The following is a 26,645-nucleotide window of genomic DNA, read 5'->3' as shown; positions in this document are numbered from 1 at the left end:
GAGTGGTGGGGCAAGAGCGTTTTGCTTACTTTGCCGCTTTTGCAAAGTGAGCCGCTGTCAGAGCGGAACCCTAAGCGGCCGTTACCGCAGGAATGGATATGCACTCGGTATAACGGTGTCGACTGTGAGGCCGTCTTCGCGAGCAAGCCCGCTCCCACATTTTTGATCGTGGGGTTTCAGGTAGATAGGCGCCGGCTGGCAGGCCGCAATCGCAGGCAAGCCAGCTCCCACATTTTCGATCGTTGGGGTGTCAGGTAGATAGGCGTCGGCTGGCAGGCCGTCATCGCAGGTCAGCCAGCCCCCTTCACTGAACGCTGATCATCAAAAAACACCTTCCTGCCATCCACCCGTTCAGACGCCCTCGGCACATTCACACCCTGGCCTTCCGGCTTCTCCACATACCAATAACAATGGCTGACCGCCCGGGTAATCCCCACGTAGGCCAGGCGCAACACTTCGTCTCTCTGCGCATTGTCATAAGGCTCGCTGTCTCCATCCTTGCCCAAACCCGCCATGCGATACACCTGATTCTTGTACGGCGAACTGGTGACATGCTGACAATCACCCAGCAAAAACACCGCATCCGCCTGCAAGCCCTTGGCACTGTGATAAGTCAGCTGTTTAAGCCTGCGCGCCTGAGGCGCCAAGCTAGAATCAACATTAACTACCGACTGAATATGTTCCTGAATCAATAACTTATCGCTACTTTTTCGATAAAGCATCAGGATTGAATCGCCCCGCTGATAGTGCTCCAGCAACCGCTGCCCCAGCGCTGCATCGTCGCGTTCCAACACCGTGACAGGCACCAATGCCTTGGGCTCGCCACTGGCCCTGGCCTTCTTGCCCGGGATGGCCGGTGCACTGCGTACGATATGTTCGGCGGCGTCGATGATGTGCTGGTGGCTGCGGTAGTTCTCCCCCAGCATCACGCGGGTAGTGCTGGGCGAAACAAACTCCTTGTTGAACTCCATGAAGTACTTGGGCGAACTGCCGCGCCAGCCGTAGATCGATTGCCAGTCATCCCCCACGCACAACAAGGATGAGCGTTGCGCCCCACGCCCGACGTGCATGGCCGGCCCGCGGCTGCGGATTTCCCGCAGGCTGGCGCGGATCCAGGACACGATCTGCGGCGACACGTCCTGGAATTCATCGATCATCAGGTGCGACATCGGCCGCAACAGCGGATCGCTGAGCAGCTTGAGGTTCTCCGGGGTGTTTTCGCCAAATAGCGAGAACATCCGGTTGTAGGTCATGATCGGCGGCGATTGTTCCAGCAGGTGATCTTCCAGGGCCTTCCAGAAAATGCTCAGAGCCTCGAAGAACAGCCGGTCCGGGTCGTCTTTGGCGAAGCTCATCTGGCCAACCGCCGTAGGCACATCCAAACCAAGGTTCTCGATAAACCCGGCTGCCATGACAAAACTGTCCAACAGGGGCGCCGAAGCGAGCTCGCCTTTAACCTTGTAATCAAAGCCTGGCCCGGCCGTAGCATCGCCGCCCAGGCTGCTCAAAAGGCGCTTTGAAGATTCGTAATTATCCAGCCATATCAGTGGCTTATTGCAGAAAGCTTGAAACAAGGTGCGCTTCACCGCCCATTCTGCACGCACCGAGAGTTTCGAATGCGGCCGACTGATCTGCGGGTTTTCGCGCCCATCGAACCCCAGTACCACCCAGGCATCGAGCTCCGGGATATAGCCGTGGCAATGAAATTGCGCGCCGTTGATTTCAAAGACCTGACGGCTGGGCTCGATGCCTTTGATCGGCCAGGCACCGGCGCGAAACCACAGGTCTTCGATCACATCACAGAGTTCTTCATCACGCTTGGCGGCCAGTTCAGTCACGGCCATGCGCTTTTGCACGTCCGGATGATCGCGCTCCAGCTCCTTGAGCTGGAGGCCATGGCGTGCCAACGGCGCTATCAACTCGCGAAAACGCTCATGGCGGCCATACAAGCGGTGATAACAGGCGTTCATCTGTTGCCGCTGGGCGTCGCTGATACGCAGGTCGAAAGCGTTGCTGTCGGCGTCGTCAAAACCACCATTGAGGTTCTCAAAGGCTTGCAGCCGTTCAAAGCCCGGCAGGCTGCGCACCATCGGCAGGATGCGCGAATGAAAGGTGCGCACCACCGCCTGAGCTTCTTTAATGCCAAGGGGTTGGCCCCACAGGCTGAGAATCTCCATGAGTTTGTTGATGAAGTCCTTGCGCGACTCGCGGGTGAACGTCACCACCGTCATGGAACTTAGCTCAAAGCCCAGGTAATGGCTGAGCAGCAGGATGCGCAGCACCAAGGACGTCGACTTGCCGGCGCCTGCGCCCGCAATCACTGAGGTCGAGGGCGTGTCGCTGAAGATCATCTTCCATTGCGCCGCACTTGGCTGCGCGTGGGCCGGCAGCAGGCGTGCGACATCGGCCTTCATGCGTTTCTTCAGCTCTGCGGTGAGCGGCAACCGCCAATCGTCGAACAGGCTGTCATCTACGCCTGGCGCACGGTACTCATCGGGGCGAAAGTCACGAATCAACAGGACCTGGCGGCCCTCTTCAATGCCATCGGCCTTGCCCTCGCGGTAACCGTATTCAACGCCCGCCTCATGCCCACTGCGAAAGCCGTCCGCCTGGCCATGCAACCAGGAAAACCGATGTTGCGCACGCAAACGCGTGAGGCCATGGCCGAACAGGCGAGCGGCAAGCCGCTTCAACAGCGGCATTTCAGCCAAGGGGCGCAGTTCGGGAGGTAGATCAGGCTGTTGTTGCGACACGCGGACTCCTGCGGTGAGCTTGTTTTGACCAAGCCGTCATGGTCGCCGGAAACGCCGCTCAGTTCCAGCCAAATGCTTTGCTGTCATGCAGTTAGGAGATGAAGTGAAAGTGAACACCGGGGTTAACCATCGAATAAATGAATAATAAACAGGCGTTTTTTACGCTTTTTCTCGATCATGCGCTGCTGGATGATAGGCCCATCAACAGGAGACGATCATGCTTGAACTTCGACCTTTCAACACACTGGGCGGCGCCCACCATGGCTGGCTTGACGCTCATCACCACTTTTCCTTTGCCGAATACCACGACCCCCAGCGCATGCACTGGGGCAACCTGCGGGTGTGGAACGACGACATCATCGCCCCCGGTAGCGGCTTTCCCCAGCACCCGCACCGCGACATGGAAATCATCACCTATGTGCGCGAAGGGGCAATCAGCCATGCCGACAACCTGGGTAACAAAGGCCGCACCGAAGCCGGCGACGTGCAAGTAATGAGTGCAGGCACCGGCATTGCCCACAGCGAGTACAACCTGGAGGCTACGCCCACCAAGATCTTTCAGATCTGGATCATTCCCAATGAGGCTGGCTTGCCGCCGTCCTGGGGCGCCAAACCGTTTCCACAAGGCCACCGCGAGGGCTTTGTAACGCTGGCCAGTGGTAAGGCTGGCGACATTGAAAGCTTGCGGATTCGTGCGGATGCACGCTTGGTGGCGGCGAACCTGAAGGCCGGGGAAAGCGCGGAGTACCGGTTGGACAGCGGTCGCCGTGCCTACCTGGTGCCCGCCACGGGCGTGATTGAAGTCAATGGTGTGCAGGCAAAGGCGCGAGACGGTGTGGCGGTGGAGGATGAAGAGGTATTGCGGGTGACGGCGATTGAAGACAGCGAAATTGTGCTGGTAGACCTGGCCTGATCATGTAGGAGCGAGCTTGCTCGCGAAGAACTCACCGACGCCGCGTTCATTCAGAAGCACGCGTTATCGTTGACGTTTTTCGCGAGCAAGCTCGCTCCTACATACAGTGTCAGTTATTGGCTGATTGCACCATCGACCAACACCTGCGCCTCTTCCACCAGTTGCTTGAGGTGTTCTTCGCCAATGAAGCTCTCGGCGTAGACCTTGTAGATGTCCTCAGTGCCCGAAGGCCGTGCGGCAAACCAGCCGTTTTCGGTCATGACTTTCAAACCGCCAATCGCTTGGTTGTTGCCCGGCGCATGGCTGAGGATCTGCTGGATGCTCTCCCCGGCCAATTGCGTGGACGTGACCTGCTCCGGCGACAGTTTACCCAGCAGGGCTTTTTGCGCTGGAGTGGCCTTGGCATCCACGCGAATGGCGAACGGCTCACCCAGGGCATCGGTCAAGCCACGGTAGATCTGGCTCGGGTCCTGGCCTTTGCGCGAGGTCATTTCTGCGGCCAGCAAGGCCGGGATCAGGCCGTCCTTGTCGGTGCTCCACACGCTGCCGTCTTTGCGCAGGAACGAGGCGCCGGCGCTTTCTTCGCCGCCAAACCCCAACGAACCTTCGAACAAGCCATCGGCAAACCACTTGAAGCCCACCGGTACTTCGTACAGGCGACGGCCGATGCGCGCTGCGACGCGGTCGATCAGGCCGCTGCTGACCACGGTCTTGCCTACGGCCGCGTCGGCACGCCAGTCCGGACGGTTCTGGAACAGGTAGTCGATGGACACCGCCAGGTAGTTGTTGGGCGCCAGCAAGCCACCAGAGGGCGTGACGATGCCGTGGCGGTCGTGGTCCGGGTCACACGCAAACGCAACGTCGAAGCGTTCCTTGAGCCCGATCAGGCTTTGCATGGCGTAGCTGGAAGACGGGTCCATGCGAATCTGGCCATCCCAGTCGACGCTCATGAAGCGGAAGGTTGCGTCGACCTCGGTATTCACCACCTCCAGGTTCAAGCGGTAGTGCTCGGCAATCGCCGACCAATAGCGCACCCCTGCTCCGCCCAATGGATCCACGCCCAAGCGCAGGTCGGCGCTACGGATCGCGTCCATGTCGATCACGTTGATCAGGTCGGCCACGTAGTTGTTGAGGTAGTCATGGCGATGGGTGGTGTCTGCCTTGAGCGCCTGGGCGTGAGTGATGCGCTTGACCCCGGCCAGCTTGTTGGCGAGCAGTTCGTTGGCCTTGGCTTCGATCCACTTGGTGACGTGAGTATCGGCTGGGCCACCGTTAGGCGGGTTGTACTTGTAGCCGCCACTTTGCGGCGGGTTGTGGGACGGTGTAATCACAATGCCGTCCGCCAGGCCGCTGGTACGGCCACGGTTGTAGCAAATGATGGCGTGGGAAATCGCCGGCGTCGGCGTGTACTCGTCGCCCTCGGCCAGCATCACGTGCACGCCGTTGGCCGCCAGGACTTCCAAGGCACTGGCACCGGCTGGCGTCGACAATGCATGGGTATCCAGGCCGACAAACAATGGGCCCGTGATGCCCTGGGCTTCGCGGTACAGGCAGATGGCCTGGCTGATAGCCAGCACATGCCACTCGTTGAAACTCAGTTCGAACGAACTGCCACGGTGCCCGGAGGTACCAAAAGCCACGCGCTGAGTGGAGATCGCTGCATCAGGCTGGCCGGTGTAGTAGGCCGTGACCAGTCGCGGGATATCCACCAGCAACTGGGCTGGCGCCGGTTTGCCCGCAAAAGGACTGATAGTCATGCATAAACCTCGAAAAGAAGGATTCGGAAAAAATGACAGTTTACTGAGAGTTGGACTACTGCGCGACGGTATCGATCCGACAGCCTGAAGAGAAATTTCGCATAATTGAGGTGAGGATATGCACTCGGCCTGACCGGCTGTCAGGCCAGCTCCCACATTGGATAGTTGTAGGAGCGAGCTTGCTCGCGAAAAACTCACAAGCGCCGCGTTTATTCAGGCAGCGCGCGTTATCGTTGACGTTTTTCGCGAGCAAGCTCGCTCCTACTCAGTCTGCGCCTGCCGTAGTGACTGCGCCAGCGTATCCAGGGCGATGTCGAGGTTGGGATGGCCACTAAAGGTATGGCTCAAGCGCATATGCTGGTGATGCAAACCACTGAGGCTGAACAGCTCGCCCGGGGCAATCACCACCTGCTGGGCGAGCATGCGCTGAAACACCAGGCGCATGTCCACCGGCGCCGTCGACTGCAACCAAAAACTCGCCCCGGCCACGGGCATGCGGTAATGCACACGCCCTTGCAGACGCACATCCAAGCGGTGACTCATGGCATGGGCCTGCTCGTGAAGGCGCTGACGCAGCGTCTGCAGGTGCTGGTCAAACCGCCCACTCTCATAAAGCCGGGCAATGGCGCGTTGTCGGATAGCAGACAGTCGAAATGAACGCAGCAAGAATTGGCGCTGCAATTCACTGCTCATCTGCCGCGCCAGCAGGTAACCAAAGGGGGCTTCCGGGCCCAACACCTTTTCGAACGAAGAAAACACGATCAGCCGCTCTGGGTTGACCCGGCTGCGCAAGGCCGGCCCGGGCGGCGCAAAGCTCAGGTCACCGAAGGTATCGTTCTCCAGCAACCAGCAGCCGTGCTGGTCGAGCAGTCGCGCTACGTGCAGCCGCTCGGGTTCGGTCATGGTGTTACCCGAGGGCATGCTGACCACGGATGAGAGCAGCACAAGGTGCACCGGTTCATGGCGCAGCAGGTGCTCCAATGTGGCCAGGTCCGGACGGCCGTCGGCACGCCAGGGCCACTCAATAACCCGTACGCCAGCGGCCTGTAGCAGGCGCAACACCAGGTAATCGCAGGGCGATTCAACCACCACCACGGTGCCTTTGAGGCCCAGGGCATCAATGAGGATGCCCAGTACGCCTTGAAGGTCCGCCCCCACATACACCTCATCCGCTTGCCAGCAGCGGGTGGGCGACGAGGTATAGCGGGCGGCCAAGGCAGCGCGCAACTCCCACACACCGCAGGGTTGCGAAGGTTGCAGGTGATGGGGATACCGGCGTACCAGTTGGCGTTCCAGCGCCAGCAAGGCGCCATCCAGCGACCCCAACAGCGCCGGTTCATCACCACTGAGTACCACCATCGCCGGGCGCCGTGCAGCCGTGTACAAGCGCTCGAGCAAATCAGTACCGGCCATAAGGGGCGCGTTTGCAGCCACGGGCCAAGCGAAGTAGCCGGATTTGGCCACCGAGTACACTCGGCCTTCCTTTTCCAGCAACGAATAGGCGTACTGAATCGTCGAGATCGACACATTCATGCGCGTCGATAACTGCCGCAGGGACGGCAGTTTCACCGGCGTTTCCCGGCTGACTTCGTTGATCAGGTTGATCATGTAGCGGTATACCGCCTGATAGGCAAAGTCTACTTGCCGCTCCCCCCGAAGGTTCATCGTTGCTCACCGGCGTTCATTGGCGGACACACGTTGCTAACGCCCCGACACTTGGGCGACGCGCGCCTCGGGCCGCGCGAAAGCTCGTTTGCGCGCCCGCGTGCCGCGTCCTTCCAACAGCGGGCGCTTACGATACAGGTGCTGCAACAGCGGCAGCGGCAACCCACTGGTATCTACCAGCCACTGATGCAGGATGTCCGCTGCGGGTTTGCCCTGTAGTGCCTTGTGGAGTTCGGGGAGCGCCACCAGCATGCCGGGATGGCATTGACGCAAGAAACTCTCCAACCGCTCGCCATGCTGAACAAAAGGTGCAAATAACAGGCAGGTCAGCTGGCTGTCGTCCAGACCCGAGAACTCCTGGATGTAGGCGGTGGACAGCAACTGCCCTTCTCGCCCGGACGCTTCTTTGATCAGCGCGACCGGCACGTGCCTGCGATGCAGGAAGTCTGCCGCACGCCGAACAAACCCCGCGACACCATGTTCGTAGGAAAGCTCACGCAGGCACTGGGCCTGTACGCCGTGCAAATGCGCCATGAGCATTGGGTTGGGATAGGCTGGATGGCTGAAATGGAACTCGAACGGGTCCCGCTTGTGGGCGAGGAACCCGGTGAGCAGTGGCGCATGCCCGACGTCGGCGTCTTTGAGCAAGTCGGCGATGCCGATATAGGCCAAATGACGATGCCCGCCCCGGCCCGGACTTTCGTTGCCCGCATAGTGCTCGCCATAGACGTCGCGATAGCAACCCACACTCCACTCCTCCATGCGTGCAAACCATGCATTGAGCGACGATGGCTTAGCGGGCGCAAAGGCAAGGCCGGTCGCCAGCGCGCTTTTTTTCAGCCACGCGATGTATTGGCTTTGCTTGCGCGCTGAATCACCGCTGACCAAGGCGTGTACGCCGCCGTTCCAGGTAGCGACCCGTTGATAGAAATCGCCGAGGGCCAGGAGCGTGTCATCGCACAGGGCGGCGCGGATATCGCCGGATGTCAGGTGCCCGATCATCAGCTTGTTACGCTGGCTGATTTCCCGAGCGGCATTGGACGCCGGGCGCTGATGGTTGAATGGCAGCACCTCATGGTTTTCCACCATCAACAGCTCTACGCGGGGGTCGTCATGGAAGAACAGCGCTGCGTAGCCTTGATTCAGTGAGTCGAGCGTTGCTTGAGTCATACCCGCATGCCGCAATGTTGCCACCCGTATCTGAAAAGTCTTGGGCGAGCGTCCGGCAATGGTCAGTTGCGCCGCACGCAGCAACGCGAGGGTGTAGCTGCTCACTTCGCCGCCACCATGGGCGATCAGTACTTTGTAATTGCCCACTTGTTCCATGCCGCCTGCGGCCACCACGATTCGCTGAACGAGCAATTGAAGTGACGTTCGTTCGGCGCGCGTAAAGTGCCCGATTAAACGTTGCAGAACTTGCTGGTAAACATAGCTCATGGCTTGTTCATGAATAGTGCTCATCGTTCTACTACCTGAGTTGAAATATCAGTTTCAAGCAACTACCAAACAGCGTTGCTCGACCTATTACATCTGTAGGCTTGTCTTCCATTGCGCAGCACAAGTTTGAGTCAACATTAGCACCTTGCAACAAAAGCGCAGGTGAGAGCATTGAGGGCGCCCATGGCTGCTCCGCCGGAGAATCCAGCGCCTGCGCGGGCTCCAGCGAAACAGCTGTTAGCCTTAGGAATGTTCCGACAACGTCCTACACTGTTTTAACTAAGCAATTAGAGAATTGTCCGACGAATATTAATCACCTGCGCACCTGGGCTGCGCGTAAAGCAAAAGGGTATTCGTTTTGCACTTGCCGGAAAAAACAATCCGAGCCTCGTTAGTTCTGAAGGTGCGTGACGCAACTGCCGTGTAATCAATCATGGCTCAATCCTTGAGATGACAATGAAGACTCAATTATCGGCACTCAAATAATGATTAACAGATACAGAACAGCGTCAAAAAGCAGTTCAGATGACCTGCCAGCCCCACTTGAATGACGCCCACACAAGAGCGCCGCACTGGATTTCAGGGCGGCGCATGGCAATAACGGTATTGTTTGCGGGGTAGAACGCCCCTGCGGCGGCTCAACCCCGGTGCGGGTTAAGCCCTGTCAAATGGCGCATTTGCCTCATCAGCTCAGGCGCCGGAGTATGCATTTGCGAATACTCCTACAGCTCAAACAGCTTCAACCTGCAACGCCACCCGTTCGCGGCACGGGCATTCATCCATGTATCGGTGCGCTTCGACGAACTGACTGAACGGAAACACCGTGGTTTTCAGTGGGACAAGCACACGGTCGGCCGTCAGCTGGTTGATATCGCGCAACGCACGCTGCAGCGCCACTTGGTCCTGGATAATGCCCAGCTCCGGCTTGCCGGTGAAGTTGCCGATACAGTGCACAAAGAACTGAATGTTCTTCTGGAACGCCGCACAGGCCGGGAATGGCGTCTGATTGCCACCTTGCAGGCCATACAGCACCAGGCTGCCGCGCGGCGCCAGGACGTCCCCAAGCAGCGACATCTGCGGGCCTCCCAAGCCATCGAACACCACGTCGACGCCACGGTTGTCCGTGAACTTGTTGATCTGCATCAGCAGGTCTTGTTCTTCGGTCACGATGACCTTTTCCGCCCCGAGAGACAGCAGGTATTCACGTTCAGCACTGTCTTTGGTGGCGGCAATCACCCGTACACCCAGGGCCTTGCCCAGCTGCACAAACGAAGGGCCGGCACAGTGGCTGGCGTCGGTCACCAGGGCAAACTGGCCGGGCTTGACCCGCGCCAGGTCCATGTAGGCAAAGTACGCAATCAGCAGCGGCGTGTAATGCACGCTGGCTTCAATCGGGCTCAAGACATCCGGGTAACGGGTCAGGGCCGAACGGGGCAAGACGATCTGCTCGCCATACACCGGGTAATCATTGGGGCTCTCGGCCGGAAAACTGGCCACCTTATCGCCCACTGCCAAGTCATCCACGCCGTCGCCGAGGGCGACTACGACACCGGCCATTTCATGGCCCAGGCCAGAAGGCAGACGTGCGTGGGAAGACGCCAGGTTCTGGCGCCACAGAATGTCATACCAACTGATACCGATCGCATCGACACGCACCTGCACTTCGCCCGGTGCGGGCTGCGCGGCTGCATGCTCCTCGCATTTGAGCACCTCAGCCGGACCAAACTTGTGAAAACGAATCGTGCGGGACATCGCAAACCTCGTCAAAGTAACCTCTAATGCCATGAACTTTATCTGGGCTTTGGGGGTAAGACCACCGGTCACCATTAATAGTCGACATGCCTGTCATTGATTCCGCGAAGGAGGAACACCCCTCAACTATCGTAGGAAAAATCAATTAGCCGGTGCAGAGTACCAGCCTTTCCCCGTAAGATTCATGCCGGTCATCCTTCTGAATCGAACCTCAGGGGGGGCTACATGACCGCTCACATCAAGTTTGCTGACTCTTCCAGGACACAAGATGAACCGTAACGACCTGCGTCGTGTCGACCTTAACCTCTTGATCGTATTCGAAACCTTGATGCATGAGCGCAGTGTGACCCGCGCCGCCGAGAAATTGTTCCTCGGCCAGCCGGCCATCAGTGCGGCACTGTCACGCCTGCGCGGGCTGTTCGATGACCCTCTGTTCGTGCGCACCGGGCGCAGCATGGAACCCTCGGCCCGCGCCGTGGAAATCTTCGCCCTGCTCTCCCCGGCCCTGGACTCGATCTCCACCGCCGTCAGCCGCGCCGCCGAATTCGACCCGGCCACCAGCACCGCAGTGTTTCGCATTGGCCTGTCCGACGACGTGGAATTCGCCCTGCTCCCGCAATTGCTCAAACGCCTGCGCTCCGAAGCCCCCGGCATCGTGCTGGTGGTACGCCGCGTCAATTACATCCTGATGCCAAGCCTGCTGGCCTCCGGTGAAATCTCCATCGGCGTCAGCTACACCGCCGACCTGCCCGCCAACGCCAAGCGCAAGGTCCTGCGCCGCAGCCTGCCCAAACTGCTGCGCGCCGACAGCGTGCCCGGCTCGCTGAGCCTGGATGACTTCTGCTCGCGCCCCCACGCCCTTGTCTCCTTTGCCGGCGACTTGAGCGGGTTTATCGATGAAGAGCTGGAAAAACTCGGCCGCAAGCGCCACGTTGTACTCGCGGTGCCGCAGTTCAATGGCCTGGGTACGTTGCTGGCGGGTACGGACATTTTGGCCACCGTGCCGGATTATGCGGCGGAAGCATTGACCTCGGCGGGTGGGTTGCGGGCCGAAGACCCGCCGTTGCCGGTGCGCTCGTTTGAGCTGCATATGGCGTGGCGGGGTTCGCAGGATAATGATCCGGGGGAGCGGTGGTTGAGGTCGAGGATTCAGATGTTTTTTGGGGATCCTGAGAGTCTCTAGTGGTCGTCTGGCGGGCTGTTTATCTGATCATTTCTGCCTTTTCATAGACCATGAAGACCCATCCATCTCCAGTGGATTGCTCCATTGGGGCACACCTGAGTGCATGCCTCGAATGGTTTGAAAAGGAAAGTCCATGTCATCTGATGAAAAAAGCCTTAGCCGAGGTCGCCGCCGCCCACCGGCAAGGTCACGCCGGTGATGTAGGAGGCCTCGTCGCAGGCCAGGAACAGAATTGCGCCAGCTTGTTCGTCGATGCTGCCGTAGCGTTTCATCGAGCTGCTCTCGAGGGTCTGGTCGACGATCTGCTGGTACCACACACGCTCTTGCTCGCTCTGCGGGTGGTTGTTACGCGGGATGCGCCGTGGCGGTGCCTCGGTGCCGCCGGGCGCGGTGGCGTTGACGCGAATCCCGCTGCCTGCAGTCTCCAGGGCCAGGCAGGCCGTCAAGGCATTCACGCCGCCCTTGGCTGCGCCATAGGGCACGCGATTGACCCCGCGCGTGGCCACGGAAGACACGTTGACGATCGCGCCCGCGCCCTGCTCCAGCATATAGGGCAGCACGCAATGGCAGCACCACAACGTAGGGAACAGCGAGCGGCGCACTTCGGCCTCGATTTCAGCCTCGGCATAATGCTCAAAAGGCTTGGCCCAGATGGTCCCGCCGACGTTATTGACCAGCACGTCTATGCGCCCGAAACGCGCCGTGGCGGCGGCCATTACCCGTGCGCACTCGCTGTATTGTTCCAGGTCGGCGGTCAGCAGTAGCGCTCGCTCATGCTGCAATTCATGCACGAGCTCGGAGCGATCCACCGCGACCAGCCAGGCCCCCTCCTCCAGCAAGCGTTCGGCGACACGTCGGCCGATGCCTTGCGCAGCGCCGGTAACCAGCGCGACCTTGTTGTTAAACCGTTGAGTCATGCGGCAGTCCTCAGGCGGCATCGCACGTGGCGACGGCGTTAGGGGTGAATTTCTCGTAATGGAAGCTGGCCGGGGTCACGCTTTGCTGCTTGAAGTGCTCGCGCACCGCATCGACCATCGGCGGCGGGCCGCACAGGTACACGTCGACATCGCCGCCATTGAGGGCTTCGTCAGCCATGTGCTGGGTCACATAGCCCTGGCGCGGGTGAGTGGTGTGCGGATCAGCCACGCAGGTCACCAGGTTGAAGTCGGGCAAACGCGCGGTAAAAGCCTGCAACGCCTCAATCATCACCAGGTCCTGATCCCGCGTTACGCCGTAGATCAACCGGATCGGGCGGGTTTCCTGGCGCTGCGCGAGCACTTCAAGCATCGACAGGAACGGCGCCAGGCCGGTACCACCGGCCAGTAACAGCAGCGGCCGCGCCACCTCACGCAGGTAGAAACTCCCCAGTGGGCCGGTGATCGCCACGCTGTCGCCCGGCTGGGCGCGCTCGAGCCAACCGCTCATCAACCCGCCGGGCACGTGCTTGATCAGGAAGCTGGCGCGCGGGTCGCCCGGGCGACTGCTGAAGGAGTAAGCACGAGTCTGCCCACTGTCGGGCACGCTGATATTCACGTACTGGCCGGGCAGGAATACCGGCGCCTGGTCCAGTTCGAAACTCACCTCCAGCGCCGCATCGGCATGTCGGGTGATGCCGGCCAGCGTCGCGGCAAAGTGCGTGGTGCCGGTCTTGCAGGCGCTGGACGGCACCGGCACGGCGATCACGCAGTCGGACTGCGGCACCATTTGGCAGGTCAGCACCTGGCGCGCCTGCGCTTCGTCGGCGCTCAGGGCGTCGTCGATAAAGTCGTCGCCCAGGTCGTAGGCGCCGGTTTCACAGCGGCATTTGCAGGTGCCACACACGCCGTCCGAGCAGTCCATGGGCAGGTTGATGCGTTGGCGGAAGGCCGCATCGAGCACCTTTTCTCCCACCTTGCAGTCGATGAAGCGGGTCACTCCATCCTCGAAGTTCAAGGCGATGGCATACGTCATGGCGGTGTCCTCAGATATGGTAGATGTCGATGACCTGGTGGATGTAATCGTTTTTCAGCACCACCTTCTTGCGCGTTATCAACGGCTGCTCGGCACGGATGTCGAGGCGATAGAAGGAGGTACCGAAATAACTGTCGGTGGTTTTGTAGCGGTGGCTGAGGGTGTGCCAGTTGAAACGCAGGTCCACCTGCGCGCCGTCGTCGGCCAGCACTTCGAGGTTGCACAGCATGTGCACGGTGCGCGGCTCGGGCGTGCTGGCGCTGGAGCGCTCAGTCTTGATGCGAAAGATGCGGTCTTCCAGGCCGTCACGGTTGGGGTAGTAGATCAGCGAGATTTCGCGCTGCGGGTCTTCGGTAAGAGTGTCGTGATCGTCCCAGGCGGGCATCCAGAACTCGGCCTTGGGCGAATAGCAGGCCAGCCAGTCATCCCATTGGCGGTCGTCGAGCAGGCGCGCTTCACGGTAAAGAAAATCCAGCAGGTGGTCCCGGGCAAGGCTCATGGCAGCACCTCACAGTCGCTGGCTATCAGCCCTTGCTGTTCGCGCTCGATTGCACGCTGCAGGCTTTGGGCCCAGTGCGCATGCTGGCGCACAAACAAGCCCTCGTCCTCGGTCTTGACCCCGCTGAGCTGCGGTTGCATACCCATGGCCAAGGCATTTTCGTCCGCACCCTCGACCCACTGCTTGGCGCCACGGCTCAAGTCATTCCACAGGGTGCTCGCGCCCTGGTAACCGGTCTGGCAGGCGCGGAACTCCTCGAGGTCATCCGGGGTGCCCATGCCGCTAACATTGAAGAAGTCTTCGTACTGGCGAATCCGCGTGGCGCGCTCCTGGGCGCTTTCGCCGATGGGCGCCATGCAATAGATTGTCACTTCGGTTTTATCCACGGCGAGGGGCCGCACCACGCGGATCTGGGTCGAGAACTGGTCCATCAGGTACACATTGGGGTAGAGACAGAGGTTGCGGGTCTGGTCGACGATAAAGTCGGCGCGCGCTTGGCCCAGGCGTTCGGCCAAGGCCTCGCGGTGAGCGTGCACCGGGCGCACTTGGGGGTTAAGCAGGCGCGTCCACAGCAGGATATGCCCGTGGTCGAAGGCGTAGACGCCGCCCAGGCTTTTCGACCAGCCATTGGCGTCGACGGTGCGCGTGCCTTCGGCGTCGTAGTTGCGCCGGCCCATGGTCGCCGAGTAGTTCCAGTGCACGGAGCTGACGTGGTAACCGTCGGCGCCGTTTTCGATTTGCAGCTTCCAGTTGCCGTCATAGACATAGGATGAGCTGCCGCGCAGCACCTCCAGGCCCAAAGGGGCCTGGTCGACCATCTGGTCGATGATGACTCGGGTTTCGCCCAAGTAATCGCTGAGTTCCGGCACCGCATCGCTGAGGCTGGCGAACAGGAAACCGCGGTAGTTTTCAAAGCGCGCCAGGCGCTTGAGGTCATGGGAGCCGTCGCAGTCGAAGCTGTCCGGGTAGGCGCCGGTCTTTGCGTCCTTTACCTTGAGCAGCTTGCCGGCGTTGCTGAACGTCCAGCCATGGAAGGGGCAAGTGAATGAGCCCTTGTTGCCTTGTTTGCGCCGGCACAACATGGCGCCGCGATGCGCGCAGGCGTTGACCAGGCCATGCAGCGCGCCGTGCTTGTCACGGGTGATGACCACCGGCTGGCGGCCGATCCAGGTGGTGAAGTAATCGTTGATCTGCGGCACCTGGCTTTCATGGGCCAGGTAGATCCAGCCGCCTTCGAAGATGTGTTTCATCTCCAGGGCAAACAGGTCGGGGTCGGTGAAGATGTCGCGGCGGCAGCGGAACACCCCAGTGGCGGGGTCTTCCTGTACGGACTCGCGCAATTGGCAGGCGAGTCGGTCGAGTGTACTGATCATGGGGCGGGCCCTCCGTTGTTCTTGTATCAGGCGCCCTCACCGTACGTGCCCGCCCTGCCCGTCAATATCCGCTGCCTGCACATCGCTATCCGCCAGGCGCACGTCGCTTAACGATGGCGTTTCCAGGTCTGCGACGGCAGTTCGCCGAAGCGTTTGCGATAGGCTTCGGAAAACCGCCCCAGGTGCATGAACCCATGGTCCAAAGCCACCTCGGTCACGCTGCGCGTGCTGCTTAGTTGCAAGCGTGCATGTACGCGTTCGAGCTTGCAGCGGCGTACGTAATCGCGCGGCGACAGCCCCACCTGGCGCTCAAACAGGCTGTACAGCGAACGTTCACTGACGTTGGCCACGGCCATCAACTGCTCGACGCTGATGTCATCGCCCAGGTGCTGCTGGATAAATTCGTGCACCGCTTCAAACCCACCGCCGTGGGCAGCCCGGGGGGGCACCCGCGACACATTGCTGCCCAGCAATGCCAGCAGCTTGTTGGCCACGATGCGTTCGTACAGGCCTTGCATGTGGGGCTCGGCAGCGTTTTCCGCCTCATGGCAGATCAACCCGAGCAACGGCAGGAAGCCGCTCATTTCACTGAGCGCGTGGCGGGCCGTCGTGAAGCGGACCCCCGCCCGCGGCAGGCTCCAGTGCTGCTCCAGGCAGGCGTTTTCCAGCAGGCGCACCGGCAGTTTGATGATGAATTTTTCGCAGTCGGCGGAATAGGTCAGGTCTACCGGGTCGTCCGGATTGATCAGCAGGATTTCCCCCGGCCCGAACACATCATCCTCGCCACGGGAGTTGGAGCGGCAATGCCCGCTCAAGAGGATCTGCAGGTGGTAGATGGTCTCCAGCGCCACCGACGTGACCCGCACCGGTGCGCCGTAGCTGATGCGGCACAGGTCCAGGCTGGCGAAGGTGCGATGGCTGATACTTGCCCGGGGCTGGCCCCTGGGAGGCAGGCGAATGCAGTGGCTGCCCACATGCTGGTTGACGTAGTCCGACACCGCGTAGGCATCGGCGCCCTGGAAAATCTGGCTGCGCTCACTCAATAGCACGGTCATGGTCGCGACTCTTTTATCGTTATTGGGCTCAGGCTGACGCTTGGGTAGGGGGGCGTCCAATATGGATAAAGTCTGGAGGGATACCCTGGAGGTATCGTCGGGCGTGGCGCTCGGGACCTAGCGATACCCCCGCGCCTGAACATCGAACAACTCGGCATAGCGTCCACCCGCCGCCATCAGTTGGTGATGACTGCCCTCCTCCAGGATTCGCCCGCCGTCCAGCACGATGATGTGGTCGGCATTGCGCACGCTGGAGAATCGATGGGAAATCAACAACGTCATGCGGCCCTTGGCGTGTTCGCGAAAGTGCTCGAACACCGCCGCCTCGGCGCCGGCGTCCAGCGCCGCCGTCGGCTCGTCAAGAATCAGCAGATCCGCCTCCTGGCGCATATATGCGCGTGACAACCCAACCTTCTGCCATTGCCCACCCGACAACTCCTGGCCGCCAAGCCAGCGCCCTAACGGTGTGCCGTAGGTCTTGCTCAGGCGTTCGATGAACCCGGCGGCCACCCCCTGGGTTGCAGCCTTGCGCCAACGCGCCTCGTCGTTCAGCGCATCGACGTCACCCACGCCAAGGTTCTCGCCGACGGTCATCTGGTAGCGGATGTAATCCTGGAAAATCACCCCAATGCGCTGGCGCAGTGTCTGTTCATCCCAGTCTTGCAAGTCGCTGCCATCCAGCAGAATACGCCCCTCGTGCGGGGTATACAGGCGCGTGAGCAGTTTGATCAGGCTGGTTTTGCCCGAGCCATTCTCGCCCACCAGGGCCAGGCTTTGCCCCGGCGCCAAGTGCAGGTTGATGTCAGTCAATGCCGGCCCCTCAGCGCCGGGGTAACTGAACCCCACGTGCTCGCAACGCAGACCGTCGCCGGGACGCGCGCCCTGGGTAAGCCGGCCACTCGGCACGACCACTGGGGTTAGCAGGTACTCATAAAGGTCTGAGAGAAACAGACTGTCGTCATACAGGCCGGCAATCGCGCTGAGGCTGGCGGTGATCGCGCTTTGCCCCTGCTTGAACAGCACGATGTACATGGTCATCTGCCCCAGGCTGGTCTGGCCGCGCACGGTGTCCAGCACCACCCAGGCGTAAGCCACATAAAACGCCGCGGTGCCCAGCAGGCCCAGGGCAAAGCCCCAGGCATCCCGGCGCACCGTCAACTGGCGGTCTTCGGCGTACAAGCGTCGGGCGTTGTCGCGGTAGCGCTTGAGGAACAGCGGCGCCAGGCCGAACAGCTTGACCTCTTTGGCATGGGTCTCGTGGGACAGCAGCGATTCCAGGTAATTCTGCTGACGGGTCTCCGGCGCACGCCGGTGGAACAGGCGAAACGCATTGCCCGAGAAATGCGTCTCGGCGAAGAAAACCGGTAAGGCGCCGACCACCAGAATCACCAGCGCCCACGGCGAAAAGTGCACTAACAACACGGCAAAGCTGACCAGCGAGATCAGGTTCTGCACCAACCCCAGGCCCTTGGTGACCAGGCTCAGCGGCCGTGTCGACGCGCCCTGGCGCACGCGCACCAGCTTGTCGTGGAACTCGGCGTCTTCAAATTGCGTGAGCGAGAGGGTCTGGGCCTTCTCCAGAATCATCAGGTTGACCTTCACCCCCAACTGCACCCGCAGCAACGATTGCTGCATTGACAACGCACGCTGAGCGGCGGCCAGCAGCCCCAACACGCCCGCCTCGGCCAGCACGTATTGCATCACTGGCCACACGGGTGCCTGGCTGCCGGCTGCATGAATCTGCATCGCATGCACCACGCCATCGACAATACGCTGGCCGATCCAGGCAGCCAGCGCAGGCAACAGACCTGCAACGATGGTGGCCAGCAGCAGGCCTATGAATAAGGGGCGCGACGTCCCCCAGACCAGCTTCAGTGCCCTGCGCGCCTGGATGGAAAACGCGCTCAATCGATTGAACAGCACCATCAATGGCATGGACTCCGTGTGGGGTTTAGGGGTGAGACGGGTGGATTATGACAGGCGATGACGTCGAGCACATCCAACGGCGAGCCGACACGCCGCGCCAGCCGGGTAATAAAAATAGGTGATCTTATAAAACCACAAGATAACAATATCTAATAATTAGCTTATTCTAAAAAAGACTTTCCCCGCAGTTTTTTATAGAGATATCTTCACTTCACAGACCGACCCCATGCCTGGCGGAGGACGTACCCCCGACATGGATCTCTCTCGATATGCCCGATATTTCTCATCCCGCCCCGCTGAAAAAATTCCACCTGTCGCTGTTGACCAGTTCGCTGCTGGCGGCGGTACCCGCCCACCGGCCACGCGGCGGTGCCGGAGGTGTTTCCTGACGGCTACTACCCGCTGAACAACCTCAAGGACCGCGACTACACCAAGCTGACCTACGACTTCTGATTCACATCGCCAAACGAGGGCACCCCATTGAACACCTCCAACTTGATGAGCCGTCTGCTGGCCCCCTGCGCCCTGGCGATCAGCCTGGCCGCCTGCTCACCTTCGGGTGACCAGGCGCAAGCGAACAAAACCCTGAACATTGCATTTTTTGGCGACAACACCACCCTGGTCAGCGTCGACCCATTCCAGGTGTACTGGCTGGAACACCGCGTGCTGCTGCGCAATGTCGCCGAGTCGCTCACCGACCAGGACCCGGCCACCGGCAAGATCATCCCCTGGCTGGCCAAGAGCTGGGAGATCAGTGACGACGCGCTGACCTACACCTTTCACTTGCGCGACAACGTGACGTTCAGCAACGGCGAGCGCTTCGACGCAAACGCGGTAAAAACCGCGTTCGACAGCGACAAGGCACTGGCCACCCAGCTGCCGGCGACCTTCGGCGCCACCTACCTGGCAGGTTATGACCACGCCGAAGTGGTCGACGACTTCACCGTCAAGCTGGTACTGGCTAAACCCAACGCGGGCTTTTTACAAGCCACTTCTACCACCAACTTGGCAATCCTTGCGCCCGCGTCCTATGCACTCACGGTCAAGGAACGCTCTCTGGGCAAGATCATCGGTACCGGGCCGTTTGTGCTGGCCAGCTATACCCCGGAAGTCGGCGCGCGCCTGACAAAACGCAAGGGTTACGCGTGGCCCTCGGCGAATATGAAGAACCCGGGTGAGGCACACCTGGACGCCGTCGATATCAGCTACATCCCCGAAGAGAGCGTGCGCAACGGCCTGTTCTTGCAGGGCAAGGCCGACATCCTGTGGCCACGCAACCCGTTTTCGGAGGTCGACCTCAAGCTGTTCCAGTCCAAGGGCGCGACCATCCAGAGCCGCTCGCTGCCGGGCCCGGCGCTGAATCTGTACCCCAACACCCGTGGCGAGCGCATCCTCGCCGATCAACAAGTGCGCCTGGCCGTGCAGAAGTCCATCGACCGCAAGAGCTACGCCAGCACCGTATATAACGCCGAGTTCCCAGTGGTGGATGGCATCTTTGACGTGACCACGCCTTACTTCAAAAGCCAGGGCAGCAAGCTCGGCTACGACCCGGCAGCTGCCGAAAAACTGTTGGATCAAGCCGGCTGGGCCAAGGGCGCGGACGGTTACCGCAGAAAAAACGGCAAGCGTCTGAGCCTGAGCTACAACATCAGCCCGGCCGAAACCGCGGGTGACGTGCTGATCCAGGACCAACTGCGCAAGGTCGGCATCGAACTGAAGCTCAGCGTGGTGACCCGCGCCGAATGGGTGGCCAACAACTCCGCCGGCAACTACGACCTGACCATCAACTACATGACTCGCGCTGACCCGATCATCCTGCAAACCATCCTCGACCCGCGTAGCGCCAACAGTTCCACCGTGGCCACTAACACCTACGAACCGGCCACCCTGGAAAAAGCCAAGGGCTTGTTCGATGCCGGCATTACGGCCACCCAAGGCGCACAGCGTGCCGCCGCCTATGGCGACCTGCAGGACCTTCTGGTCGACGAAAGCTCGGCGTTCCCGGTGTACGAGCGCGTGTGGCAGGCGGCAACGTCGCCGAAGGTGAAGAACTTTCGCTGGACTGCCGAGGGCTTCGCGCTGCTGGGTGATATCGAGATCGGCACACCATGAGCCGCTACCTGATCGCACGCGTCGGCCAGGCCCTGCTGGTGTTGTGGGGGGCCTATAGCATCACCTACTTGATCCTCTATCTGCTGCCGGGCGACACGCTGTCGATCATGCTCAGTGCTTCGGGCATGGAGGCCGATTCACTGTCGGTGGCCGACCTGGCCAAGGCGCGGGCCTATTATGGCCTGGACAAGGGCCTGTTCGAGCAATATGTCGACCTGCTGCTGGGCGCCTTGCACGGCGACTTCGGCCAGTCCCTGTCGCTGAACCGCCCGGTATCCGAGTTACTCGCCGAGCGCCTGCCGCAAACCCTGTCCTTGGCCGGCCTGGCGATTGTGTTGTCGTTGGTCGGCGGCATCGGCCTGGCCTACCTGACCGCCTACATTCGCTGGCAACCGCTGAAAAAAGCCTTGGCGCGCCTGCCTTCCCTGGGGTTTTCGGTGCCGGTGTTCTGGATGGGCCTGTTGCTGATACAGGTGTTTGCCTTCGGCCTCGGCTGGTTCCCCGCCACCGGCAGCCGGGGCTTTGAAAGCCTGGTGCTGCCGGCGATCACCCTGGCGATTCCAAGTGCGGCGGTGTATGCCCAAGTGCTGCAGCGCAGCTTCCAGGGAGTGTGGCAGGAGTCGTATATCGTCACCGCCTACGCCAAGGGCCTGAGCCGTGGCCAGGTGCAGGCGCGCCATGGGTTTCGCAACGCGGCGCTGCCGATTCTCACCCTGATCGGCCTGCAGGTGGGCAACACGGTGTCCGGTGCGGTGCTGGTGGAAACCATCTTCGCCCGCTCCGGCATCGGCCGCCTGGCCCAGGAGGCTGTGCTGCGCCAGGACATCCCGGTGGTGCTGGCGATTGTCGCGGTGTCGGCGGCAGCCTTTGTGCTGGTCAACCTGCTGGTGGATTTGCTGTACCCGTGGCTCGACCCGCGCATTTCCCACACGCCAAAGGTGTCCTAGACCATGACGATCCTTGAGCAAAACCTCGGCCTTACGCCCCCACTCTGGCAACGCCGCACCCGCCGACAACGTGCCACGGCGGCGGTCATGCCCTTGCTACGGCGACCGGGCTTTAGCCTGGCGGTGTTGATTGTGTTGTTTTCACTGCTCGCCGCCGTGGCGCCGCAGTGGTTGACCAGCTTCGACCCTTATGCCACCGCACCTGCGGTCAAGCTCACGGCGCCGAACCTGACCCACTGGTTCGGCACCGACGAGTTGGGCCGCGACCTGTACACCCGGATGGTCTACGGCTCCAGCCTGTCGGTGCTGGCGGCCTTTCTGGCGGTGGGGATCGCGTTGTTGGGCGGGCTCGGGCTGGGCATTCTGTCCGGCTTTGCCGGTGGGCGTATCGACGCGGTAATCATGCGGTTTGTCGACGTGTTGCTCGCCTTGCCCGGCTTGCTGCTGGCCCTGGCGATTGTCACCGCCATCGGCTTCGGCACGGTGCCGGTGGCTATCGCCGTGGGCGTCGGGATTATCCCCGGGTTCGCCCGCACCACCCGCGCCGAAGTGCTGCGCGTCAAGACCCTGCCGTACGTGGAAGCCGCACGCCTGGGCGGCGCCAGCTGGGGCCGCACCTTGCTGCGGCACATCCTGCCCAACGCATGGGGCCCCGTGGCGGTACTGGCGACCCTGGATTTCGGTGCAGCCATCCTCGCCACCGCCGGCCTGAGTTTTCTCGGTTTTGGCGCCGCGCCTCCGGCCGCCGAATGGGGGACGTTGATCGCCAACGGTCGGCACTTTCTGATCACCGCCCCCTGGGTGTCGTTGCTGCCCGGCCTGTTCCTGGTCGCGGTGGTGTTCAGCCTCAACCACATTGCCCGCACGTTCGAGGAGGTTCAGCGATGAATGCTTTAGTTGATGTTCGCCAGCTGAGTGTCAGCTACCGGCACGGCAACCTGGCGGTAAACCAGCTGTCAATGACCATCGCCCAAGGCGAGACGCTGGCGATTGTCGGCGAGTCCGGCTCGGGTAAATCCACCCTGGCCAACGCGATTCTCGGCCTGTTGCCGGGCAGCGCAACCATCAGCGCCGGCGAGCTGTGGGTGGACGGCAACGACCTCACCCACGCCAGCGAACGCCAGAGACGCGGCCTGCGCGGGCGCACCATAGGCCTGGTGCCCCAGGACCCGATGGTCAGCCTCAACCCGACCCTGCGCATTGGCCAGCAGATTGCCGAAGCGCTGATCCTGGCCAAGGGCAAGCGCTACCCCGGCGTCGATGCGGATATCGTCGAGCTACTGCAACAGGTCGGTATCGCCAAGCCGGTACTGCGCGCGCGCCAGTACCCGCATGAACTCTCCGGGGGCATGCGCCAGCGTGTGCTGATCGCCATCGCCCTGGCCGGCAACCCACGCTTGATCATCGCCGACGAACCGACCAGTGCCCTCGACGTCACCGTGCAGCGCAAGATCCTCGACCACCTGAAACGGCTGGTCAGTGAGCGCGGAATTTCCTTGCTGATCATCACCCATGACCTTGGCGTGGCGCTGGATCGCGCCGACCGCGCCCTAGTGATGCAACAGGGACAAGTGGTGGAGCAAGGGGCACCACGGCAGATTCTCGGCGCGCCGCAGCATGACTACACCCGCGCCTTGATCGCCGCGGCGCCAGCGTTCGCCACGCGCCGCCAGCCGCTGGCCCGGCCGGCTCCGACGCAGCCGCCGATCCTGCAGCTGCAAAACGTTGGCAAGACGTTCGCGCTGCCCAAGGTCAAGGGCGAAGACGCGACCTTTGTCGCGCTGCAGGACCTCAGCCTGCAGGTCTACCCCGGGCAGACCCTGGCGATTGTCGGCGAGTCCGGCTCAGGCAAAAGCACCGCGCTGCGCATCGCCCTCGGCCTGGAAAAACCCAGCCGCGGGCGGGTGTGGTTCGAGCAACAGGACGTCACCGACCTCAGCTGGCGCGACTTCCGCCCGCTGCGCCAGCGCCTGCAACTGGTGCAACAAAACCCGTTTGCGGCGCTGGACCCACGCTTCACAGTGTTCGACAGCATCGTCGAACCGCTGGTGTCGTTCGGCTTGCTCAAGGGCCCTGCCCTGGAACAGGCCGCGCGCGAGCTGATCAGTCGCGTACATTTGCCGGTGAGTTTCCTCGATCGCCTGCCGTGCGAGCTTTCCGGCGGCCAGTGCCAACGGGTCGCCATCGCCCGCGCCCTGGCGCTGAAACCGGATCTATTGCTACTGGATGAACCGGTCAGTGCCCTCGACGTGTCCGTGCAGGCGCACATCCTTGAACTGCTGCAAGAGCTGCAACGGGACATGGGCATCGCCTACGTGCTGGTGTCCCACGACTTGTCGGTGGTCGCCAACTTCGCCCATGAGGTGCTGGTGTTGCGCAATGGCCGGGTGGTCGAACAGGGTTCGGTGGAGCGCATCTTCAACCGCCCGACCAGCGATTACACCCGTGAGCTGATTGGCGCCATCCCTGGCCAGCACGCTATCGCGAGCGCCGCCTGAGCGGCGCTTCACTCGGCAGTGCTGTCACGCGCCGTGATGCCCTTCTCCTGGGCATACGCGGTCTGACGTGAAGCAATAGGACAGCCGCACGTTCTTCGTTTCGCCCGTGGCATTGACCGCGTCGAACACTTCCCGGACAGCCAGCCGCCGAGTCTGCAGCTTGAGAAAACCCGTCAGCCAGATTTGCTGATAACGTTTCATTTGGTCTTCAGTCAGCGGTGAAAGCTGGCTCCGCGCTTATCGCTTATATCGTTCCGACTGATAATGTGAGTGGCGAGGATTCTTCGCAGCACAGAACCGATACGAACGCCTGTGACACTGCGCGCTCAAGCCTGCGTGTTACACCTCCTGCCGGACCTGATCCGCTTCAGAATCCAGCGCAACCACTGTCGCACCATGGTTGGTAATGCCGAAAGGAATGTGCACAGATGGCGCAACTGCGCTAGTCGATTGTAGGTGCCCAGATTGATCATCAAAGAAGATGTGCGGTTTCAATACACCTAAAATCCTGCCTTTCTCGATGCCACCCAGAAAGAATGCGTCGTTAGCCATGACACCCCAACTTTTGAGTGTATTCATTGCACGCTCATGAGACGGCGCATTGCGGGCTGTGACGATTGAGACTCGTATGCGGTTTTCGTAGTCAGGATTGAGCTTTTTATGTTGCTCCTCGACCGACTGGATTTTGGATATCCGCACCATGAACTCCTTCAGCGGCCCCGGGTTATGGGGCTGCATAACGTTCTTCACTTCATGCGCATGGAACTCAGACAATCCAGAGGCCTGCATGATTGTTTCGGACTCATCACCGGCAAGGACGCCGTCAAAGTCGAACGCGATGCGTAAGGTTTTATCCGTTTCGTCGTCTTCGAATTTTGAATCGAGCACCTGGCCAGCCGGGTACCCGGCCTTGATAGCCGCTTCCACGTCTTTTTTGTCACCCGACAAAAATAAAGCGATATTCAGAGCAGGTATGTATTCATAAGGGGATTTTCCCTGCATGAAAATCGCCCGTGTCATCCCAAGGCCGTAGTGCTCGATAGTCTTCAGCACGCGCAGCCCAGTATCAGGATCGTTGCGCGAAAGCAGTATGACCTCAACGAGCGGATCCGTAGGATCGACGCTCAGGTCATTCACTGACAGCAAGCGCTTGATGAAGGGGAACGCTATCCCCTTAGGAAGCGGGACGTGAAGATTTTTTTGCTGAAACTTGCGGTATTCCTCCTCCCCCTGTCTCTGAAACACTGCGTCCGATGCCAGCAAATCAAACACAGCGCTGGAAGCGACGCCGATCACCAGGCGATTTTCTAACTCGTAGGGCATTGAAACCTCTCTGGATGCCTCTAAACGCAAATATGGATAGGCATTGAACATGCCGATCGATTTCAAGCACACATCGCGCCTTCTCCCACGCACAGTCAGGCATATCAATCTTCAAATCAATCTGCAGGTTGCTTTATTACGGGTGGATGCAGAAGGTTTACGTTTAGTGGAGCAGCGCGTCGCCGAAGACACCGCCAAAATTGGGGCACTGCGCAACGGGCCTTCGCAGCGATCACCTCGTCTATTCACGCCAGCAGGCCAAACAAACCAAGGAACGGCCAAAAACCCACGCCATATCGTGTTCTATCGTGGGGCAAACGACGACGTGATCGAGGTCGTCAGACTCCTTCATGACGCCATGGAAGCGCAGTTGCACTACCCCGCCAATTTCAATCGCGGCGCAAAAGCGTATTCGGTGCCACGCCAAACGCCTTGCGAAACGCATGGCTGAAATGAGAAAAGTCAGAAAATCCGAAGTCCAGCGCCGCCTCAGACACCGAGCGCACCTGGCCCCGCTCGATCGCTTCTCGGCTGGCATTCAGGCGCTCTTTCCAGATCTCTGCAACGGGGGTTTTTTGGTAGCGGGCGAAGGCCCGCGTAACGGTGCGGGTGGACACGTTGTGGGCTTTGGCGATGGCTTCAATCGACAGGTCCGGCTCGGTCAGGTGGCGTTGGATGTACTGCATGATGCGGCCGTAGAGGTCCATTTCCTGATGGCTGGTTTTCAGGTCCTGCAATTCCAGGCTGATCACAAGCAGATCAAGCACAGCACTTGAGTAACGATTGGAGATGCGCTCATCCTGCAGCGACGCAGGCGTGCTCGCGGCCTGGTGCAGCATTTCGCGCAAGGGCACGACACCTGGGCGCCGGTCGTCGAGGACCATCGCGGTGTACTCGGCAATACGCGGCAGGCGCTCGGTGAGCAACGCTCTGGGAATACGGATCAAGTGGTTTTCGGTACCACCCAGGCTAAAGCGAAACGCCTGGGTTGCGTCATAAAGAAACAAATTGCCCGTGGCCAGGTTGGCTTTTCTTGAGCCTTGCTCGATTTGCCCATGGCCCTTTCGAGCGAAACCCAACCATAAATCTTCAGCCGGGCCGCTGCGCAGGTGCTGTTCGGAACGCTCCCAGTAATGCAGCGGCGAAGACAGCGTACAAATGTCCAGCGCGCCGACTGTATTAAGGGTGAGCGAGCCATCAAAGCGGCTCTGGGACAAGGGTTTGCTATCGGCTGCCAGGCAATGGCGACAGACCACCTCTTTCCAATAATCAAACCGACGTGTTGCAGGGACGGCAAGGGTCGAATACTGAGTGTTCGGGTTCATGACGCTGACCTCGACAACGATGCAATAGGCGCGCGAGAAGTTGTAACGAGCGGCCGATTGTCAGCCATTGAAGCAATTAACACGCCAAATGCAGTGGCAGGCCGGCTGTAGCAACGGTAACTACGATGCGAAGCGAGCCGCTCTTGATCTTGATCTGCTTTTGATCTCAAGCGCCCC

20 protein-coding genes and 1 pseudogene are annotated in these 26,645 nt (G+C 60.7%); 7 read left to right on the top strand and 14 right to left on the bottom strand.

Annotated features, from left to right (window positions below):
- Positions 1-290 precede the first annotated feature (290 nt).
- Positions 291-2,753 (bottom strand): UvrD-helicase domain-containing protein, encoded by a 2,463-nt coding sequence (locus tag QK296_RS26960; protein WP_282391994.1) that lies wholly within the window; start codon positions 2,751-2,753, stop codon positions 291-293.
- A gap of 217 nt (positions 2,754-2,970) precedes the next feature.
- Between QK296_RS26960 and QK296_RS26955 the strand changes: the two genes are divergently transcribed.
- A complete protein-coding gene (locus QK296_RS26955) occupies positions 2,971-3,666 on the top strand; it encodes a pirin family protein (protein ID WP_034135597.1) in 696 nt (231 codons plus the stop codon).
- A gap of 113 nt (positions 3,667-3,779) precedes the next feature.
- Here the strand turns inward: QK296_RS26955 and pgm are convergent, their stop codons facing one another.
- The 4 genes from pgm to QK296_RS26935 all read right to left on the bottom strand — a co-directional run bounded on the left by pgm (position 3,780) and on the right by QK296_RS26935 (position 10,277).
- Entirely contained in the window at positions 3,780-5,423 is a 1,644-nt protein-coding gene (gene pgm / locus QK296_RS26950; protein ID WP_169856844.1) for a phosphoglucomutase (alpha-D-glucose-1,6-bisphosphate-dependent), read from the bottom strand.
- 261 nt (positions 5,424-5,684) lie between these two features.
- On the bottom strand, positions 5,685-7,088 hold the full coding sequence (locus QK296_RS26945) for a PLP-dependent aminotransferase family protein (RefSeq protein WP_003191132.1): 1,404 nt from the start codon (positions 7,086-7,088) through the stop codon (positions 5,685-5,687).
- A 36-nt stretch (positions 7,089-7,124) separates the two neighbouring features.
- The gene (locus tag QK296_RS26940; RefSeq protein ID WP_003191131.1) at positions 7,125-8,549 is read right to left on the bottom strand and encodes a hypothetical protein; all 1,425 of its coding nucleotides are present in this window, start codon (positions 8,547-8,549) and stop codon (positions 7,125-7,127) included.
- A 705-nt stretch (positions 8,550-9,254) separates the two neighbouring features.
- Positions 9,255-10,277, bottom strand: a complete 1,023-nt coding sequence (locus tag QK296_RS26935; protein ID WP_032891964.1) for a zinc-dependent alcohol dehydrogenase family protein — start codon at positions 10,275-10,277, stop codon at positions 9,255-9,257.
- 268 nt (positions 10,278-10,545) lie between these two features.
- On the opposite strand from QK296_RS26935, the gene QK296_RS26930 reads away from it, so the two are divergent.
- On the top strand, positions 10,546-11,460 hold the full coding sequence (locus QK296_RS26930) for a LysR substrate-binding domain-containing protein (protein WP_020301481.1): 915 nt from the start codon (positions 10,546-10,548) through the stop codon (positions 11,458-11,460).
- Positions 11,461-11,615: 155 nt separating this feature from the next.
- Here the strand turns inward: QK296_RS26930 and QK296_RS26925 are convergent, their stop codons facing one another.
- The 6 genes from QK296_RS26925 to QK296_RS26900 all read right to left on the bottom strand — a co-directional run bounded on the left by QK296_RS26925 (position 11,616) and on the right by QK296_RS26900 (position 18,263).
- Positions 11,616-12,377 (bottom strand): 1,6-dihydroxycyclohexa-2,4-diene-1-carboxylate dehydrogenase, encoded by a 762-nt coding sequence (locus QK296_RS26925; RefSeq protein ID WP_169856842.1) that lies wholly within the window; start codon positions 12,375-12,377, stop codon positions 11,616-11,618.
- Positions 12,378-12,387: 10 nt separating this feature from the next.
- A complete protein-coding gene (gene benC / locus QK296_RS26920; RefSeq protein WP_169856841.1) occupies positions 12,388-13,410 on the bottom strand; it encodes a benzoate 1,2-dioxygenase electron transfer component BenC in 1,023 nt (340 codons plus the stop codon).
- Positions 13,411-13,420: 10 nt separating this feature from the next.
- Positions 13,421-13,909 carry a benzoate 1,2-dioxygenase small subunit gene (gene benB, locus QK296_RS26915; protein ID WP_034135573.1) on the bottom strand — a complete coding sequence of 163 codons (489 nt, stop codon included), beginning with the start codon at positions 13,907-13,909 and terminating at the stop codon, positions 13,421-13,423.
- Entirely contained in the window at positions 13,906-15,282 is a 1,377-nt protein-coding gene (locus tag QK296_RS26910) for a Rieske 2Fe-2S domain-containing protein (RefSeq protein WP_003191120.1), read from the bottom strand. The genes benB and QK296_RS26910 overlap by 4 nt, the downstream gene beginning before the upstream one ends.
- A 107-nt stretch (positions 15,283-15,389) precedes the next feature.
- The gene (locus tag QK296_RS26905) at positions 15,390-16,337 is read right to left on the bottom strand and encodes an AraC family transcriptional regulator (RefSeq protein WP_169856840.1); all 948 of its coding nucleotides are present in this window, start codon (positions 16,335-16,337) and stop codon (positions 15,390-15,392) included.
- 117 nt (positions 16,338-16,454) lie between these two features.
- Entirely contained in the window at positions 16,455-18,263 is a 1,809-nt protein-coding gene (locus QK296_RS26900) for an ABC transporter ATP-binding protein (RefSeq protein ID WP_003191118.1), read from the bottom strand.
- A gap of 498 nt (positions 18,264-18,761) precedes the next feature.
- Between QK296_RS26900 and QK296_RS26895 the strand changes: the two genes are divergently transcribed.
- The 4 genes from QK296_RS26895 to QK296_RS26880 are packed head-to-tail and all read left to right on the top strand — an operon-like array spanning position 18,762 to position 23,820.
- On the top strand, positions 18,762-20,375 hold the full coding sequence (locus QK296_RS26895; protein WP_169856943.1) for an ABC transporter substrate-binding protein: 1,614 nt from the start codon (positions 18,762-18,764) through the stop codon (positions 20,373-20,375).
- Positions 20,372-21,322 carry an ABC transporter permease gene (locus QK296_RS26890; RefSeq protein WP_003191116.1) on the top strand — a complete coding sequence of 317 codons (951 nt, stop codon included), beginning with the start codon at positions 20,372-20,374 and terminating at the stop codon, positions 21,320-21,322. The genes QK296_RS26895 and QK296_RS26890 overlap by 4 nt, the downstream gene beginning before the upstream one ends.
- 3 nt (positions 21,323-21,325) lie before the next feature.
- Positions 21,326-22,210, top strand: a complete 885-nt coding sequence (locus QK296_RS26885) for an ABC transporter permease (RefSeq protein ID WP_003191115.1) — start codon at positions 21,326-21,328, stop codon at positions 22,208-22,210.
- Positions 22,207-23,820, top strand: coding sequence for an ABC transporter ATP-binding protein (locus tag QK296_RS26880; protein ID WP_282391976.1), 1,614 nt, complete (start codon positions 22,207-22,209; stop codon positions 23,818-23,820). The genes QK296_RS26885 and QK296_RS26880 overlap by 4 nt, the downstream gene beginning before the upstream one ends.
- Positions 23,821-23,844: 24 nt before the next feature.
- Here QK296_RS26880 and QK296_RS26875 read toward each other — a convergent pair whose 3' ends face one another.
- Both QK296_RS26875 and QK296_RS26870 read right to left on the bottom strand, forming a co-directional pair.
- On the bottom strand, positions 23,845-24,021 hold the full coding sequence (locus QK296_RS26875) for a hypothetical protein (RefSeq protein ID WP_003191113.1): 177 nt from the start codon (positions 24,019-24,021) through the stop codon (positions 23,845-23,847).
- A gap of 138 nt (positions 24,022-24,159) precedes the next feature.
- Complete coding sequence (locus tag QK296_RS26870) at positions 24,160-25,143, bottom strand: 5'-nucleotidase (RefSeq protein ID WP_003191112.1); 984 nt, start codon at positions 25,141-25,143, stop codon at positions 24,160-24,162.
- 212 nt (positions 25,144-25,355) lie between these two features.
- Between QK296_RS26870 and QK296_RS29080 the strand changes: the two are divergent.
- A pseudogene (locus tag QK296_RS29080) lies at positions 25,356-25,594 on the top strand (hypothetical protein); the annotation flags it as partial.
- On the opposite strand, the gene QK296_RS26860 reads toward QK296_RS29080, so the two are convergent.
- Complete coding sequence (locus QK296_RS26860) at positions 25,533-26,468, bottom strand: helix-turn-helix domain-containing protein (protein ID WP_003191111.1); 936 nt, start codon at positions 26,466-26,468, stop codon at positions 25,533-25,535. The pseudogene QK296_RS29080 and the gene QK296_RS26860 sit on opposite strands and share 62 nt — an antisense overlap.
- Positions 26,469-26,645 lie beyond the last annotated feature (177 nt).

Origin of the sequence: Pseudomonas sp. AL10 (genome assembly GCF_029960685.1) — a bacterium.
GTDB classification, from domain to species: Bacteria; Pseudomonadota; Gammaproteobacteria; order Pseudomonadales; family Pseudomonadaceae; genus Aquipseudomonas; species Aquipseudomonas lactis.
The sequence above is the reverse complement of the archived record's forward strand: the minus strand, read 5'-3'. Positions and strand labels throughout refer to the sequence as shown.

Bases quoted from the DNA above. Each gene is read 5' to 3' on its own strand.
- pgm (WP_169856844.1), bottom strand. From the start codon at position 5,423: ATGACTATCAGTCCTTTTGCGGGCAAACCGGCGCCAGCCCAGTTGCTG.
- QK296_RS26895 (WP_169856943.1), top strand. From the start codon at position 18,762: ATGAGCCGTCTGCTGGCCCCCTGCGCCCTGGCGATCAGCCTGGCCGCC.
- QK296_RS26955 (WP_034135597.1), top strand. From the start codon at position 2,971: ATGCTTGAACTTCGACCTTTCAACACACTGGGCGGCGCCCACCATGGC.
- QK296_RS26885 (WP_003191115.1), top strand. From the start codon at position 21,326: ATGACGATCCTTGAGCAAAACCTCGGCCTTACGCCCCCACTCTGGCAA.
- QK296_RS26940 (WP_003191131.1), bottom strand. From the start codon at position 8,549: ATGAGCACTATTCATGAACAAGCCATGAGCTATGTTTACCAGCAAGTT.
- QK296_RS26875 (WP_003191113.1), bottom strand. From the start codon at position 24,021: ATGAAACGTTATCAGCAAATCTGGCTGACGGGTTTTCTCAAGCTGCAG.
- QK296_RS26890 (WP_003191116.1), top strand. From the start codon at position 20,372: ATGAGCCGCTACCTGATCGCACGCGTCGGCCAGGCCCTGCTGGTGTTG.
- QK296_RS26880 (WP_282391976.1), top strand. From the start codon at position 22,207: ATGAATGCTTTAGTTGATGTTCGCCAGCTGAGTGTCAGCTACCGGCAC.
- QK296_RS26930 (WP_020301481.1), top strand. From the start codon at position 10,546: ATGAACCGTAACGACCTGCGTCGTGTCGACCTTAACCTCTTGATCGTA.
- benB (WP_034135573.1), bottom strand. From the start codon at position 13,909: ATGAGCCTTGCCCGGGACCACCTGCTGGATTTTCTTTACCGTGAAGCG.
- QK296_RS26910 (WP_003191120.1), bottom strand. From the start codon at position 15,282: ATGATCAGTACACTCGACCGACTCGCCTGCCAATTGCGCGAGTCCGTA.
- QK296_RS26900 (WP_003191118.1), bottom strand. From the start codon at position 18,263: ATGGTGCTGTTCAATCGATTGAGCGCGTTTTCCATCCAGGCGCGCAGG.
- benC (WP_169856841.1), bottom strand. From the start codon at position 13,410: ATGACGTATGCCATCGCCTTGAACTTCGAGGATGGAGTGACCCGCTTC.
- QK296_RS26905 (WP_169856840.1), bottom strand. From the start codon at position 16,337: ATGACCGTGCTATTGAGTGAGCGCAGCCAGATTTTCCAGGGCGCCGAT.
- QK296_RS26935 (WP_032891964.1), bottom strand. From the start codon at position 10,277: ATGTCCCGCACGATTCGTTTTCACAAGTTTGGTCCGGCTGAGGTGCTC.
- QK296_RS26945 (WP_003191132.1), bottom strand. From the start codon at position 7,088: ATGAACCTTCGGGGGGAGCGGCAAGTAGACTTTGCCTATCAGGCGGTA.
- QK296_RS26925 (WP_169856842.1), bottom strand. From the start codon at position 12,377: ATGACTCAACGGTTTAACAACAAGGTCGCGCTGGTTACCGGCGCTGCG.
- QK296_RS26870 (WP_003191112.1), bottom strand. From the start codon at position 25,143: ATGCCCTACGAGTTAGAAAATCGCCTGGTGATCGGCGTCGCTTCCAGC.
- QK296_RS26860 (WP_003191111.1), bottom strand. From the start codon at position 26,468: ATGAACCCGAACACTCAGTATTCGACCCTTGCCGTCCCTGCAACACGT.